A 14,828-nucleotide genomic window follows, 5' to 3' on the forward strand; every position below is an offset into this window, starting at 1 on the left:
CATGCCCACGCTGATCCTCGTAAGGCACGGACGGTCCACCGCCAACACCTCCGGGCTGCTCGCCGGCTGGACGCCCGGTGTCGCCCTCGACGAGCGCGGCGCCGCCCAGGCCGCCGCACTGCCCGGCCGGCTGGCCGGCCTGCCGATCTCCGAGGTCGTCACCAGCCCGCTGCAGCGCTGCCAGGAGACGGTACGGCCGCTCCTCGACGCCCGGCCCGACCTCGCCGTCCACACGGACGAGCGGATCGGGGAGGCCCACTACGGCGACTGGTCCGGACGCAAACTGACCGAACTCAAGGACGAGCCGCTCATGGACGTCGTCCAGGCGCACCCGTCGGCGGCCGCGTTCCCCGGCGGCGAGTCGATGCGGGCCATGGCGACCCGCGCGGCCGAGGCGGTGCGCGAGTGGAACGCGCGCGTGGAGCGCGACCACGGCTCCGACGCCGTCTATCTCATGTGCTCGCACGGTGACATCATCAAATCCCTCGTCGCGGACGCACTCGGTCTCCATCTCGACCTCTTCCAGAGGATCTCCGTCGAACCGTGTTCCATCACGGCGATCCGTTACACCCGCCTCAGGCCGTTTCTCGTTCGCCTCGGGGACACCGGCGATTTCGCCTCCCTCGCCCCCCGCGAGGAACCTCCCGGCGAAGACGCACCGGTCGGGGGCGGTGCCGGCGCGCCGTGATCGCCGACCGCAGTAGGGTGAAGCGATCCACGCAGGCGGTCCAGTAGCCGCCGTCCGTTCCCACGCACCCCCGATTCCCATGGAGACAGGACGTGTCCCGTCAGGTGTTCCTCTACGATCCGCCGGACCGCTTCATCGCGGGCACGGTCGGACTGCCCGGACGCCGTACGTTCTTCCTCCAGGCCACGGCCGGCACCCGGACGACCAGCGTGGCCCTGGAGAAGACCCAGGTCGCCGCGCTCGCCGAGCGCATGGAAGAACTCCTCGACGAGGTCGTACGCCGCAGCGGCGGCAGCGCGGCCGTCCCCGCCGTCGCACCCAACGAGATCACCGACACCGCCCCGCTGGACACCCCCATCGAGGAGGAGTTCCGCGTCGGCACCATGGCGCTCGCCTGGGACGGCGAGGAAGAGCGCATGATCGTCGAGGCCCAGGCCCTGGTGGAGCTGGACGCCGAATCCGAGGAGGACCTGGCCGAGGCCGAGGAGCGGCTCCTCCAGGACGAGGAGAACGGGCCCCCCATGCTGCGGGTCCGGCTGAGCGGCGCGCAGGCCAGGGCCTTCGCCAAGCGCGCCCTGGACGTCGTCAACGCCGGGCGGCCGCCGTGCCCGCTGTGCAGCCTCCCGCTCGACCCGGAAGGACACGTATGTCCGCGCCAGAACGGATACCGCCGCGGAGCGTGACCGCCGCCGGCCTGCTCGCCCACGGTGAGCTGAAGGTACGCGGCCGGATCCGCGACGCCTCCAACGCGGCGCTGTTCTGCACGGTCGCGCACGACGGTGCGGAGACGTCCTGCGTCTACAAGCCGGTCGCCGGGGAACGCCCCCTGTGGGACTTCCCCGACGGCACCCTGGCCCAGCGCGAGGTGGCCGCCTACGAGGTCTCCGAGGCCCTGGGCTGGGACCTGGTCCCGCCGACCGTGCTGCGCGACGGGCCGTACGGCGAGGGCATGTGCCAGCTGTGGATCGACGTCGACCCGGAAGGCGCCGAACTGCTGGCCCTGGTGGACGCCGAGGAGCCGGAGCCCGGCTGGAAGGCCATCGGGCTCGCCGAGGTCGGCGACGGGAAGACCGCGCTGCTGGTGCACGCCGACGACGCCAGGCTGCGCCGGCTCGCCGTCCTCGACGCCGTGATCAACAACGCCGACCGCAAGGGCGGCCACCTGCTGCCCACCGCCGACGGCCGGCTCTACGGAATCGACCACGGCGTCACCTTCAACGTCGACAACAAGCTGCGCACCCTGCTGTGGGGCTGGGCGGGCGAGCCTCTCACCGGGGAGGCCGTCGAGGCCCTCACGGCGCTCCGGGAGGCCCTCGACGGGGCCCTGGGGGCCCGGCTGGCCGAGCTGATCACCGCCGCCGAACTCGACGCCACACGCGCGCGTGTCGACGCGCTGCTCAACGCCGGGACGCACCCGGAGCCCAGCGGCGAGTGGCCCGCCATTCCCTGGCCGCCCGTCTAGGAACGCCACGCCCGCGCGCCCCACGCCCGGACAGCACACCCAGACCGCAAGATCAAGAGTGCCTTCTTCGTCATCCGGCCCGGTCCGGTTCGTATACCGAACTCGGGTCCGGTTACGCTCATGTACATGCATGCCTGGCCCGCTTCCGAGGTCCCCGCCCTGCCTGGTCAGGGCCGCGACCTGAGGATCCACGACACCGCGACCGGCGGACCCGTCACCCTCGACCCCGGTCCTGTCGCCCGTATCTACGTCTGCGGCATCACGCCGTACGACGCGACCCACATGGGGCACGCGGCGACCTACAACGCGTTCGACCTGGTCCAGCGCGTGTGGCTGGACACCAAGCGGCAGGTGCACTACGTCCAGAACGTGACGGACGTCGACGACCCGCTGCTCGAACGCGCGCAGCGCGACGGTGTCGACTGGGTCGCCCTCGCCGAGCAGGAGACGACCCTCTTCCGCGAGGACATGACCGCCCTCAGGATGCTGCCGCCGCAGCACTACATAGGCGCGGTCGAGGCGATACCCGGCATCGTGCCGCTCGTCGAGCGACTGCGCGACCTCGGCGCCGCCTACGAACTCGAAGGCGACATCTACTTCTCGGTCGGCTCCGACCCCCACTTCGGCAAGGTCTCCGGCCTCGACGCGGCCGCGATGCGGCTGCTGTCCGCCGAGCGCGGCGGCGACCCGGACCGCCCCGGCAAGAAGAACCCCCTCGACCCGATGCTGTGGATGGCCGCCCGCGAGGGCGAACCCAGCTGGGACGGCGGCTCCCTCGGCCGTGGCCGGCCGGGCTGGCACATCGAGTGCGTGGCCATCGCCCTCGACCACCTCGGGATGACCTTCGACGTCCAGGGCGGCGGCTCCGACCTGGCCTTCCCGCACCACGAGATGGGCGCCTCGCACGCCCAGGTGCTCACCGGCGAGTTCCCGATGGCCAAGGCCTACGTGCACGCCGGCATGGTCGGGCTCGACGGCGAGAAGATGTCCAAGTCCAAGGGCAACCTGGTCTTCGTCTCCCGGCTCCGCCAGGACGGCGTCGACCCGGCCGCGATCCGGCTGGCGCTGCACTCCCACCACTACCGCACCGACTGGGAGTGGACCGACCAGGTGCTGCGGGACGCCGAGGAGCGCCTCGCCCGCTGGCGCGCGGCGGTCTCCCGCCCCGACGGCCCGCCCGCCGAGGCCCTGGTGGAGGAGATCCGCGAGGCCCTCAGCAACGACCTGGACGCGCCCGCCGCACTGGCGGCGGTGGACCGCTGGGCGGCACTCCAGCAGGAGCAGGGCGGCACGGACCCGGGCGCACCGGGCGTCGTGTCCCGAGCGGTGGACGCCCTGCTGGGCGTGGCCCTGTAAGGCAGACGCCGACAGCCCCGCGCCCTGAAGGGAGCGGGGCTGTCGCACCATGCGGCTCCGCCGCGTGGGCGCACTCAGTCCTCGGAAGAATCCTCGCCGTCCGGCCCGGCGTCCCTGCCGTCCGGCCCGGCGTCCCTGCCGTCCCCGGTGTTCCCGGGCGCATCGGGCTTCGGCGCCCGGGGCGGGCGCCCCTTGCCGCCCGGACCCGCCGGACTGTCCCGCAGGTACGACCCGCTGTCGGTGCCGTCCGCCGTGGCGTGGCCGCCGGGCGGGCTCACGTCCCGGCGCCTCAGATAGCGCTCGAACTCCCGGGCGATCGCCTCACCGGACGCCTCCGGCAGCTCCGCGGTGTCCCGGGCCTCCTCCAGCGTCTGCACGTACTCGGCGACCTCGCTGTCCTCCGCGGCCAGCTGGTCCACGCCCACCTGCCAGGCGCGCGCGTCCTCGGCCAGCTCACCCAGCGGGATCCGCAGGTCGAGCAGGTCCTCCAGACGGTTCAGGAGGGCCAGCGTGGCCTTCGGGTTGGGCGGCTGCGAGACGTAGTGCGGCACCGCCGCCCACAGCGAGACCGCCGGGACGCCCGCGTGCGTGCACGCCTCCTGGAGAACCCCGACGATGCCCGTCGGACCCTCGTACTTGGTCTCCTCCAGGTCCATCCGCTGAGCCAGGTCGGAGTCGGACGTGACCCCGCTGACCGGCACCGGACGCGTGTGCGGGGTGTCGCCGAGCAGCGCGCCCAGCACGACCACCAGCTCCACGCCCAGCTCGTGGGCGAAGCCGAGCAGCTCGTTGCAGAACGACCGCCAGCGCATGGACGGCTCGATGCCTCTGACCAGCACCAGGTCCCGCGGCTTGTCCCCGCCGACCCGGACCACCGACAACCGCGTCGTCGGCCAGGTGATCTTGCGCACGCCGGCGTCCATCCACACCGTGGGGCGGTTCACCTGGAAGTCGTAGTAGTCCTCGGCGTCGAGCGCCGCGAACACCTCGCCCTTCCACTCCCGCTCCAGGTGCGCGACCGCGGTGGAGGCGGCGTCACCGGCATCGTTCCAGCCTTCGAACGCGGCCACCATGACTGGGTCGATCAGCTCGGGAACCCCCTCCAGCTCGATCACCCAGTGCCTCCTTCCGACGTGCCCTCGCGTACGCCCCAACCTTACGGCGTCGAGCGGGGGCGCCCGCAGCCCCCTTGCACGGGGGAGTGAACGGATCACTGCCCCGTTCGCCCGCCTCGAACACTTCGTTTCGGCGAGCAACCGGCCCCGCGCAGCAAGCGCTTCACAGGCTGCTGCGCAGCCACTGCTCCACGCTCGCGATGTGCACGGTCGCCCAGGAACGGGCCGCCTCCGCGTCCCGGTCGCGCAGCGCGGCCAGGATCGCGCGATGCTCGTGCAGGGTGCGCGCCACCGCGTCCTCCTGGGTCAGCCCGCGCCAGATCCGGGCCCTGGTGGTCGGCCCGGACAGGCCGTCAAGAAGCGAGCAGAGCACCGAGTTTCCCGAGCTCTGCACGATGCCCCGGTGGAACTCCAGATCGCTGGCGACCAGCTCCTCCACCGAGGGCGCGCCGCCGAGCGCGTCCAACTGGGATGCCAGCGCGTCCAGTTGCTGCTCACTGATCCGGGAGGCGGCCATCGCGGTCGCGGCCGGCTCCAGGATCCGGCGCACCGCGAGGAACTCCAGGACCGTGTCGTCGCGGTGGAAGTCGACGACGAAGCTCATCGCCTCCAGGAGCAGCTGCGGGTCGAGGCTGGTGACGTAGGTGCCGTCGCCCTGCCGCACGTCGAGGATCCGGATCAGCGACAGGGCGCGCACCGCCTCCCGGAGCGAGTTGCGGGACAGGCCGAGCTCGGCGGCGAGTTCGCTCTCCTTGGGCAACCGGTCACCGGGGCGCAGCGCACCCGAGACGATCATGTCCTTGATCTTCTCGATCGCCTCGTCGGTGACTGCCATACCGGCCTCCCTGTAGTTGAGACATCCGATGTCTCTGGCCACATTATGCGGCCCGGCCAGGGGCGCACGCCCGGGCCGGTCGGGGTCCGGTCCTACGGAAGGGGACGCGAAAGGGCGGCTCCCGGGGAGGGGAGCCGCCCAGCGCAGGACCGGCTACGTCTGAGGACCGGCTACTTCTTGTCGAGCAGGTCCTGGACCTTGGCCCTGACGTCGTCCGTGGCCAGGCCGCGGATCGTCAGGGTGGTGCGGCGGCGCAGCACGTCGTCGGCGGTCTCGGCCCACTCGTGGTCGCGGGCCCAGACGACCTGCGCCCAGATCTCCGGCGCGTCCGGGTGGACGCGCTCGGCCAGCTCCGGGTGCTCGTTGGCGATGCGGGCGATGTCGAAGGCCAGCGAACCGTAGTGGGTGGCCAGGTGCTTGGCCGTGTCGGCGGCCATCCGGGGACCGGGCGCCGGGTGGTCCACCAGGAGCCGGTGGGCGACGGCACGGGGGTTGGCGACTCCGGGCAGCGGCAGCTTCTTCGGCAGCGAGGAGATCGGCTCGAAGTCGTCGCCGAGCGGGTGGCCCGGCAGCGCCTCCAGCTTCTGCATCACGGTGCGGCCGATGTGCCGGAAGGTGGTCCACTTGCCGCCCGCGACGGACAGCATGCCGCCCCTGCCCTCGGTGACCACGGTCTCGCGCTTCGCCTTCGCGGTGCTGCCGGGGCCGCCGGGCAGCACCCGCAGGCCGGCGAAGGAGTAGGTGATCAGGTCACGCCGCAGCTGCTGGTCCCGGACCGAGAACGCGGCCTCGTCCAGGATCTGGGCTATGTCCTTCTCGGTGACGGCGACGTCCGCCGGGTCGCCCTCGTACTCCTCGTCGGTGGTGCCGAGCAGCAGCATGTCCTCCCAGGGGAGGGCGAAGGTGATCCGGTACTTGTCGATGGGGGTGGCGAGCGCGGCCTTCCAGGGGGAGGTCCGCTTCAGCACCAGGTGCGCGCCCTTGGACAGACGGATGGACGGGGCCGCGTTCGGGTCCTCCATCCGGCGCAGGTGGTCGACCCAGGGGCCGGTCGCGTTCAGCACCAGGCGGGCGTTGACGCCGAACTCCTCGCCGGAGACGGCGTCCTTGAGGTCGGCGCCCGTGACCCGGCCCTTGGTGAAGCGCAGGCCGGTGACCTGGGCGTGGTTGAGGACGACCGCGCCCGCCTCGACGGCCGCGCGGACCGTCATCAGCGCCATGCGGGCGTCGTTCATCTGGTCGTCGCCGTACACGGCCACGGCCTTCAGGTTCTCGGTGCGCAGCTCCGGCACGTCCTGCTGGGCCCGGGCGGGGGAGAGCAGGTGACCGACGCCGTCACCGAAGGCGGAGAGCGCGGAGTAGGCGAACACGCCCGCTCCGAGCTTCGCCGCGCCGTGCGGACCGCCCTTGTACACGGGGAGGTAGAACGTGAGCGGGTTCGCCAGGTGGGGGGCCACCTGGCGGGAGACCGCACGGCGCTCGAAGTGGTTCTCCGCGACCAGCTTCACCGCGCCGGTCTGCAGGTAGCGCAGACCGCCGTGGAGGAGCTTGGAGGAGGCGGAGGAGGTGGCGCCGGCGAAGTCGCCGGCGTCGACCAGTGCCACCCTGAGCCCGGACTGCGCGGCGTGCCAGGCGGTGGAGATGCCCAGGATGCCGCCGCCGATCACAAGAAGGTCGTACGACGCCTTGGAGAGCTGCTCCCTGGTCTCGGCCCGGCTCGGAAGCGAGCCGGAGGCCGGGTGCGTCCCCAGGGCAGGCACGGACTGCAGGGTGGACTGACTGGTCATGTCGGGTTCTTACTCCTCGTCAGAGCTGGTGGGCTCTCGTCGGCTCAGCTCTCGTCGTCGTCGATCCAGCCCATGGTCCGGTCGACGGCCTTGAGCCAGTTCTTGTACTCACGGTCGCGGGTCGCCGCGTCCATGCGGGGGGTCCATTCGGCGGCCCGGCGCCAGTTGGCGCGCAGTTCGTCGGTGCTGGACCAGAAGCCGACGGCGAGGCCGGCGGCGTAGGCGGCGCCGAGGCAGGTGGTCTCCGCGACCATCGGGCGCACCACGGGCGCGTCCAGGACGTCGGCGAGCTGCTGCATCAGCAGGTTGTTGGCGGTCATGCCACCGTCGACCTTCAGGGTCACCAGCTCGTCGCCGGAGTCCTTGGTCATGGCGTCCGCGATCTCGCGGGTCTGCCAGGCGGTGGCCTCCAGGACCGCACGGGCCAGGTGCGCCTTGGTGACGTACCGGGTCAGGCCGGCGATCACACCGCGGGCGTCGGAACGCCAGTGCGGGGCGAACAGACCGGAGAAGGCCGGCACGAAGTAGGCGCCGCCGTTGTCCTCGACCGAGAGCGCCAGCGTCTCGATCTCGGCCGCGGTGGAGATCAGGCCCATCTGGTCGCGCATCCACTGCACCAGCGAGCCGGTGACGGCGATCGAGCCCTCCAGCGCGTACACGGTCGGCTGGTCGCCGATCTTGTAGCCGACCGTGGTCAGCAGGCCCGCGTAGGAGTTGATGATCTTGTCACCGGTGTTCATCACCATGAAGGTGCCGGTGCCGTAGGTGGACTTGGTCTCGCCCTCGGAGAAGCAGGTCTGGCCGAACAGGGCCGCCTGCTGGTCGCCGAGCGCGGAGGCGACCGGGATGCCGCCGAGCAGGTCGCCGAGCTTGCCGCCGGTCACCTCGCCGTAGACCTCGGCGGAGGAGCGGATCTCGGGGAGGATCTGCAGCGGCACGCCGATGGATTCGGCGATCTTCTCGTCCCACTGCGTGGTGTGCAGGTTCATGAGAAGGGTGCGGGAGGCGTTGGTCACGTCGGTGACGTGCTTGCCGCCGTTGACACCACCGGTCAGGTTCCAGATGACCCAGGTGTCCATGGTGCCGAAGAGGATGTCGCCCGCCTCGGCGCGCTCCTTGAGGCCGTCGACGTGGTCGAGCAGCCAGCGGGCCTTCGGGCCGGCGAAGTAGGACGCCAGCGGGAGGCCGGTCTCGCGGCGGAAGCGGTCCTGGCCGACGTTGCGGCCCAGCTCGCGGCAGAGGGCGTCGGTGCGGGTGTCCTGCCAGACGATGGCGTTGTGGACGGGCTCACCGGTGTTCTTGTCCCACAGCACGGTGGTCTCGCGCTGGTTGGTGATGCCGATGGCCTTGATGTCGTCGCGGGTGATGCCGGCCTTCTGGATGGCCCCGGCGACGACTTCCTGGACGTTGGTCCAGATTTCGTTGGCGTTGTGTTCGACCCAGCCCGGCTTGGGGAAGATCTGCTCGTGCTCCTTCTGGTCGACCGAGACGATACGGCCGTCCTTGTCGAAGACGATGCAGCGGCTGGAGGTCGTGCCCTGGTCGATCGCGGCGATGAAGGGGCCTGCGGTGTGGGCGTCGGTCACTGTGTGCTCCTCGAAGATCCGTGGTGGGCTGGCGGTACGGCGCGAGCCTGTGTCTTAAGCGAAGGCGACGTTGTAGATGCCTGCCGCGATGGCTCCGCCGATCAGCGGACCGACCACCGGGATCCAGGCGTAGCTCCAGTCGGAACCGCCCTTGTTGGGCAGCGGAAGGAGCGCGTGCACGATACGCGGGCCGAGGTCACGGGCGGGGTTGATGGCGTACCCCGTCGGGCCGCCGAGCGACAGACCGATCGAGACGACCACCAGGGCGGTGATCAGGCCGCCGAGCACGCCGAGGCCGTTGCCCTTGTCGTTGAGGCCCTGGGTGAGGACCGCGAGGATCAGCACGACGGTGCCGATGATCTCCGTCGCGAGGTTCTGCACCGCGTTCCGGATCTCGGGACCGGTGGAGAAGACGCCGAGGACCGGTCCCGCGCCCTTCTCCTGGGCCTCGACGGCCTTGGCCGAGGTGGTCTGCGCGCCCGGGCCGCCGACGATCTCCTTGTCGGTGAGGTGCGCCTGGAACTGGCCGTAGTAGGCGACCCACACCAGGGCGGCGCCGATCATCGCGCCGAGCAGCTGGCCGGCGAAGTAGACCGGGACGTTGCTCCAGTCACTGTTCTTGATCGCGAGAGCGACCGTGACGGCCGGGTTGAGGTGGGCACCGGACAGCGGTCCGGAGATGTAGACGGCCGTCAGGACGGCGAAGCCCCAACCGAAGGCGATGGCGAGCCAGCCGGCGTTACGGGCCTTGGAGGCCTTGAGCGTGACGGCGGCGCACACGCCGCCGCCGAGCAGGATGAGTATGGCGGTACCGATGGTCTCGCCGATGAAGATGTCGGAGCTGGACACCCGCGACTCCTTTGTCCTTCGTCCAGGGAAGCCGAACCCCGAGTCCCTTCGGGGTGTTGGCGCCCTCGGGGGTGAGAGCGAATCCGGCCCTTGGCGTTGTCACACTCTAGCGCGTATTGCCGGTAGGTGTTCGACAATGCCGACCGATGGACGGGAGTCTCGCCCCGGCGTCACATGTGCGTCAAGGGTTCTGTTATCGAAAGCACGATCGTTATTGACTGCCGTGAGTTATCGATCTTTGTCGGGCTTACGGGGCCGGAAATGCCACGGAAGGCTCACTGAACTGCGGTTATGCCCTGCTTTGTCCACTTCAGGGTACGACCGAGGCCGGTCCACCGACAGGCGAACCGGCCTCGAACGACGATCAGCGGCGGACGGTCAGAACCGCCCCGCCCCCAGGTCCCGCGACACCGCGCGGGCGCAGTCCCGCACCGCGGCGATCAGCTCCGGTGTCAACTCCCCGTCCCGGCACAGCCGTTCCACCGCCCCCGTGATGCCCACCGCGCCCACCGGCATCCGCCGCCGGTCGTGGATCGGTGCCGCCACCGACGCCACGCCCTCCCAGGTCTCCTCCACGTCGGCCGCGTACCCACGCGCGCGCGTGATGTCGAGGATGTGCTCGAACGCGTCCAGCTCGCACGTCGTACGGTCCGTGAAGGGTTTGCGGTCGGCCTCCAGGGCCTCGCTGTGCGCGACGGGGTCGTAGGCCGACAGCACCTTGCCCAGGGCCGTGGAGTGCAGCGGCTGCATCGCCCCGATCTCCAGCACCTGCCGGCTGTCGTCCGGCCGGAACACGTGGTGCACGATCAGCACGCCCTGCTGGTGGAGAACGCCCAGATAGACGCTCTCCCCGCTGGAGCGGGCCAGGTCGTCCGTCCACACCAGCGCCCGCGCGCGCAGTTCGTGCACGTCCAGGTAGGTGGTGCCGAGCCGGAGCAGTTCCGCGCCCAGCTGGTAGCGCCCCGACGCCTCGTCCTGCTCCACGAACCCCTCCAGCTGGAGGGTGCGCAGTATCCCGTGGGCGGTGCCCTTGGCGAGACCCAGTGACGAGGCGATGTCCGACAGGCCGAGCCGCCGCTCGCCGCCCGCGAGCAGCCGCAGCATCGCGGCCGCCCGTTCGAGCGACTGGATGTTCCGTGCCATCGCCGTCCTGCCTCCGTCCCCTGTGGAACTCTCCGTCACGACCGCCGTAAACCGGTGTTCGGCAATGTCGAACACTACCGGTCCATGTCGACTCCCCGCCAATGGTCGGTCGACACCTGTTACATCACAGGTGGCGGACCGGCCACCTCGGCCGGGCACCCGTGACCACTCCGTGACGGGTCCGGACGGATCGCCCGGACCGTCGCATGATCCGCCATCACCAGGCCATACGTCCCTGACGGGCCCCCGCCTCACTCGTCCGCCACATGGACGCCCTGCCCATCCGGGCCCACTCCCGGTTACGCTGGCGCCGTGCGTCCGTACCCGGGTGAGCCCGGGGAAACCGCATAGCCGACAGCCGTCGCATCCAAGGGAGCCCCTTCATGGCCTCGTCGCCACCGTCCCCTTCCGCCGACAGCCGGACCCGGGTGTCCGCGCTCCGAGAGGCGCTCGCCAGCCGTGTGGTGGTCGCCGACGGCGCCATGGGCACCATGCTCCAGGCGCAGGACCCCACCCTCGAGGACTTCCAGCAGCTCGAAGGCTGCAACGAGATCCTGAACCTGACCCGCCCCGACATCGTCCGCTCGGTCCACGAGGCGTACTTCTCCGTGGGCGTCGACTGCGTCGAGACCAACACCTTCGGGGCCAACCACTCGGCCATGGCCGAGTACGACATCCCCGAGCGCGTCCACGAGCTGTCCGAGGCCGGTGCCCGCATCGCCCGCGAGACCGCCGACGACTTCACCGCCCGGGACGGCCGCCCCCGCTGGGTCCTCGGCTCCATCGGCCCCGGCACCAAGCTGCCCACCCTCGGCCACGTCCCCTACGTCACCCTCCGCGACGGCTTCCAGCAGAACGCCGAGGGCCTGCTCACCGGCGGCGCCGACGCGCTGATCGTCGAGACCACCCAGGACCTGCTGCAGACCAAGTCCTCCGTGCTCGGCGCCCGCCGCGCCATGGACGCGCTCGGCGTGGAGGTCCCGCTCCTGGTCTCGATGGCCTTCGAGACCACCGGCACCATGCTGCTCGGCTCCGAGATCGGCGCCGCGCTGACCGCGCTGGAGCCGCTCGGCATCGACATGATCGGCCTGAACTGCTCGACCGGCCCCGCCGAGATGAGCGAACACCTGCGCTACCTCACCCGGCACTCCCGCATCCCGCTGCTGTGCATGCCGAACGCCGGTCTGCCGGTCCTCACCAAGGACGGCGCGCACTTCCCGCTCGGACCCGAGGGCCTGGCCGACGCCCAGGAGAACTTCGTCCGCGACTACGGCCTGTCGCTCATCGGCGGCTGCTGCGGCACCACCCCCGAGCACCTGCGCCAGGTCGTCGAACGCGTCCGGGGCGTCACCCCGCCCGAGCGCAGCCCGCGCCCCGAGCCCGGCGCCGCCTCCCTGTACCAGACCGTGCCGTTCCGCCAGGACACCTCCTACCTGGCCATCGGCGAGCGCACCAACGCCAACGGCTCCAAGAAGTTCCGCGAGGCCATGCTCGCGGCCCGCTGGGACGACTGTGTGGAGATGGCCCGCGAGCAGATCCGCGAGGGCGCCCACATGCTGGACCTCTGCGTGGACTACGTCGGCCGGGACGGCGTCGCCGACATGGAGGAGCTGGCCGGCCGCTTCGCCACCGCCTCCACCCTCCCGATCGTCCTCGACTCCACCGAGGTCGACGTCATCCAGGCCGGCCTGGAGAAGCTCGGCGGCCGCGCGGTCATCAACTCCGTCAACTACGAGGACGGCGACGGCCCCGACTCCCGGTTCGCGAAGGTCACCAGGCTGGCGCGCGAGCACGGCGCCGCCCTGATCGCGCTGACCATCGACGAGGAGGGCCAGGCCCGCACCCCCGAGAAGAAGGTCGAGATCGCCGAACGGCTGATCGAGGACCTGACCGGCAACTGGGGCATCCACGAGTCCGACATCCTCATCGACACCCTGACCTTCACCATCTGCACCGGTCAGGAGGAGTCCCGCAAGGACGGCATCGCCACCATCGAGGCGATCCGCGAACTCAAGCGTCGCCACCCCGACGTCCAGACCACCCTGGGCCTGTCCAACATCTCCTTCGGCCTCAACCCGGCCGCCCGCATCCTGCTGAACTCCGTCTTCCTCGACGAGTGCGTCAAGGCGGGCCTGGACTCGGCGATCGTGCACGCCAGCAAGATCCTCCCGATCGCCCGCTTCAGCGAGGAGGAGGTGGGGACCGCCCTCGACCTCATCCACGACCGCCGCACCGAGGGCTACGACCCCCTGCAGAAGCTGATGCAGCTCTTCGAGGGCGCCACCGCCAAGTCCCTCAAGGCGGGCAAGGCCGAGGAACTGGCCGCCCTCCCGCTGGAGGAGCGCCTCAAGCGCCGGATCATCGACGGCGAGCGCAACGGCCTGGAGGCCGACCTCGACGAGGCCCTGGAGACCCGCGCCGCCCTCGACATCGTCAACGAGACCCTGCTCGACGGCATGAAGGTCGTCGGCGAGCTGTTCGGCTCCGGCCAGATGCAGCTGCCGTTCGTCCTGCAGTCCGCCGAGGTCATGAAGGCCGCCGTCGCCCACCTCGAACCGCACATGGAGAAGTCGGACACCGAGGGCAAGGGCACCATCGTGCTGGCCACCGTCCGCGGCGACGTCCACGACATCGGCAAGAACCTCGTCGACATCATCCTCTCCAACAACGGCTACAACGTCGTCAACCTCGGCATCAAGCAGCCCGTCTCCGCGATCCTGGAGGCCGCCGACGAGCACCGCGCCGACGTCATCGGCATGTCCGGCCTGCTGGTCAAGTCCACGGTGATCATGAAGGAGAACCTGGAGGAGCTGAACCAGCGCGGCCTCGCCGCCACCTACCCGGTCATCCTCGGCGGCGCCGCCCTCACCCGTGCCTATGTCGAACAGGACCTGCACGAGCTCTACGAGGGCGAGGTCCGCTACGCCCGCGACGCCTTCGAGGGCCTGCGCCTGATGGACGCCCTCATCGGCGTCAAGCGCGGTGTGCCCGGCGCCGTCCTGCCGGAGCTGAAGCAGCGCCGGGTCCGGCAGGCCGCCACCGTCGAGGTCGAGGAGCGGCCCGAGGAGGGCCATGTCCGCTCCGACGTCGCCGTCGACAACCCGGTGCCCACCCCGCCGTTCTGGGACAGCCGCGTCATCAAGGGCATCCAGCTCAAGGAGTACGCCGGCTGGCTCGACGAGGGCGCCCTGTTCAAGGGCCAGTGGGGCCTCAAGCAGGCGCGCACCGGCGAGGGACCGTCGTACGAGGAACTCGTCGAGACGGAGGGACGGCCCCGGCTGCGCGGGCTCCTCGACCGGCTCCAGACGGAGAACCTGCTGGAGGCGGCCGTGGTCTACGGCTACTTCCCGTGCGTCTCCAAGGACGACGACCTGATCATCCTGGACGACCGCGGCAACGAACGCACCCGGTTCACCTTCCCCCGCCAGCGCCGCGGCCGCCGCCTGTGCCTCGCCGACTTCTTCCGCCCGGAGGAGTCGGGGGAGACGGACGTGGTCGGCCTCCAGGTCGTCACCGTCGGCTCCCGCATCGGCGAGCAGACCGCCAAGCTGTTCGAGGCCAACGCCTACCGCGACTACCTCGAGCTGCACGGCCTGTCCGTCCAGCTCGCCGAGGCCCTCGCCGAGTACTGGCACGCGCGCGTGCGCTCCGAACTCGGCTTCGCCGGCGAGGACCCGGCCGACGTCGAGGACATGTTCGCCCTGAAGTACCGGGGCGCCCGCTTCTCCCTCGGCTACGGCGCCTGCCCCGACCTGGAGGACCGCGCCAAGATCGCCGACCTGCTCCAGCCGGAGCGCATCGGCGTCCACCTGTCCGAGGAGTTCCAGCTGCACCCCGAGCAGTCCACGGACGCGATCGTGATCCACCACCCGGAGGCGAAGTACTTCAACGCACGCTGAGCGGTACGCCGACACCGAGACGTGTCACACACAGCACACTGATCGGATAAGTCGTACACTGGTCGGTCCACAGCAGGCCGGTTCCCCGCGCGGGAGCCGGCCTGCTCG

The 14,828-nt window shown here is 70.8% G+C and carries 11 protein-coding genes; 5 read left to right on the top strand and 6 right to left on the bottom strand.

The features are described from left to right. The first annotated feature begins 1 nt into the window (after nt 1). The 4 genes from AB0G52_RS00675 (at nt 2) to mshC (ending at nt 3,506) form a co-directional block, all read left to right on the top strand. Nucleotides 2-688 carry a histidine phosphatase family protein gene (locus AB0G52_RS00675; protein ID WP_132889110.1) on the top strand — a complete coding sequence of 229 codons (687 nt, stop codon included), beginning with the start codon at nt 2-4 and terminating at the stop codon, nt 686-688. A gap of 92 nt (nt 689-780) precedes the next feature. Continuing rightward, complete coding sequence (locus AB0G52_RS00680; protein WP_132889111.1) at nt 781-1,371, top strand: DUF3090 domain-containing protein; 591 nt, start codon at nt 781-783, stop codon at nt 1,369-1,371. Next, nucleotides 1,335-2,150, top strand: a complete 816-nt coding sequence (locus AB0G52_RS00685; protein ID WP_132889112.1) for an SCO1664 family protein — start codon at nt 1,335-1,337, stop codon at nt 2,148-2,150. The genes AB0G52_RS00680 and AB0G52_RS00685 overlap by 37 nt, the downstream gene beginning before the upstream one ends. A 126-nt stretch (nt 2,151-2,276) precedes the next feature. Further along, nucleotides 2,277-3,506, top strand: coding sequence for a cysteine--1-D-myo-inosityl 2-amino-2-deoxy-alpha-D-glucopyranoside ligase (gene mshC, locus AB0G52_RS00690; RefSeq protein WP_132889113.1), 1,230 nt, complete (start codon nt 2,277-2,279; stop codon nt 3,504-3,506). Nucleotides 3,507-3,580: 74 nt separating this feature from the next. Here mshC and AB0G52_RS00695 read toward each other — a convergent pair whose 3' ends face one another. The 6 genes from AB0G52_RS00695 to AB0G52_RS00720 all read right to left on the bottom strand — a co-directional run bounded on the left by AB0G52_RS00695 (nt 3,581) and on the right by AB0G52_RS00720 (nt 10,821). Next, nucleotides 3,581-4,621, bottom strand: coding sequence for a PAC2 family protein (locus AB0G52_RS00695; RefSeq protein WP_361332522.1), 1,041 nt, complete (start codon nt 4,619-4,621; stop codon nt 3,581-3,583). Nucleotides 4,622-4,784: 163 nt separating this feature from the next. After that, a complete protein-coding gene (locus AB0G52_RS00700; protein WP_132889115.1) occupies nt 4,785-5,456 on the bottom strand; it encodes a FadR/GntR family transcriptional regulator in 672 nt (223 codons plus the stop codon). Nucleotides 5,457-5,626: 170 nt separating this feature from the next. Further along, on the bottom strand, nt 5,627-7,243 hold the full coding sequence (locus tag AB0G52_RS00705) for a glycerol-3-phosphate dehydrogenase/oxidase (RefSeq protein WP_132889116.1): 1,617 nt from the start codon (nt 7,241-7,243) through the stop codon (nt 5,627-5,629). Between the two features lie 44 nt (nt 7,244-7,287). Then, on the bottom strand, nt 7,288-8,829 hold the full coding sequence (glpK, locus tag AB0G52_RS00710) for a glycerol kinase GlpK (RefSeq protein ID WP_132889117.1): 1,542 nt from the start codon (nt 8,827-8,829) through the stop codon (nt 7,288-7,290). A 54-nt stretch (nt 8,830-8,883) separates the two neighbouring features. Next, on the bottom strand, nt 8,884-9,678 hold the full coding sequence (locus AB0G52_RS00715) for an MIP/aquaporin family protein (RefSeq protein WP_132889118.1): 795 nt from the start codon (nt 9,676-9,678) through the stop codon (nt 8,884-8,886). Between the two features lie 378 nt (nt 9,679-10,056). After that, nucleotides 10,057-10,821: an IclR family transcriptional regulator gene (locus AB0G52_RS00720; protein ID WP_046734457.1), complete on the bottom strand. Its 765-nt coding sequence runs from the start codon at nt 10,819-10,821 to the stop codon at nt 10,057-10,059. A 383-nt stretch (nt 10,822-11,204) separates the two neighbouring features. On the opposite strand from AB0G52_RS00720, the gene metH reads away from it, so the two are divergent. Then, complete coding sequence (gene metH, locus AB0G52_RS00725; RefSeq protein WP_361332528.1) at nt 11,205-14,720, top strand: methionine synthase; 3,516 nt, start codon at nt 11,205-11,207, stop codon at nt 14,718-14,720. The last annotated feature ends 108 nt before the right edge of the window (nt 14,721-14,828 follow it).

The organism is Streptomyces sp. NPDC021562 (assembly GCF_040640875.1).
Taxonomy (GTDB): Bacteria; Actinomycetota; Actinomycetes; order Streptomycetales; family Streptomycetaceae; genus Streptomyces.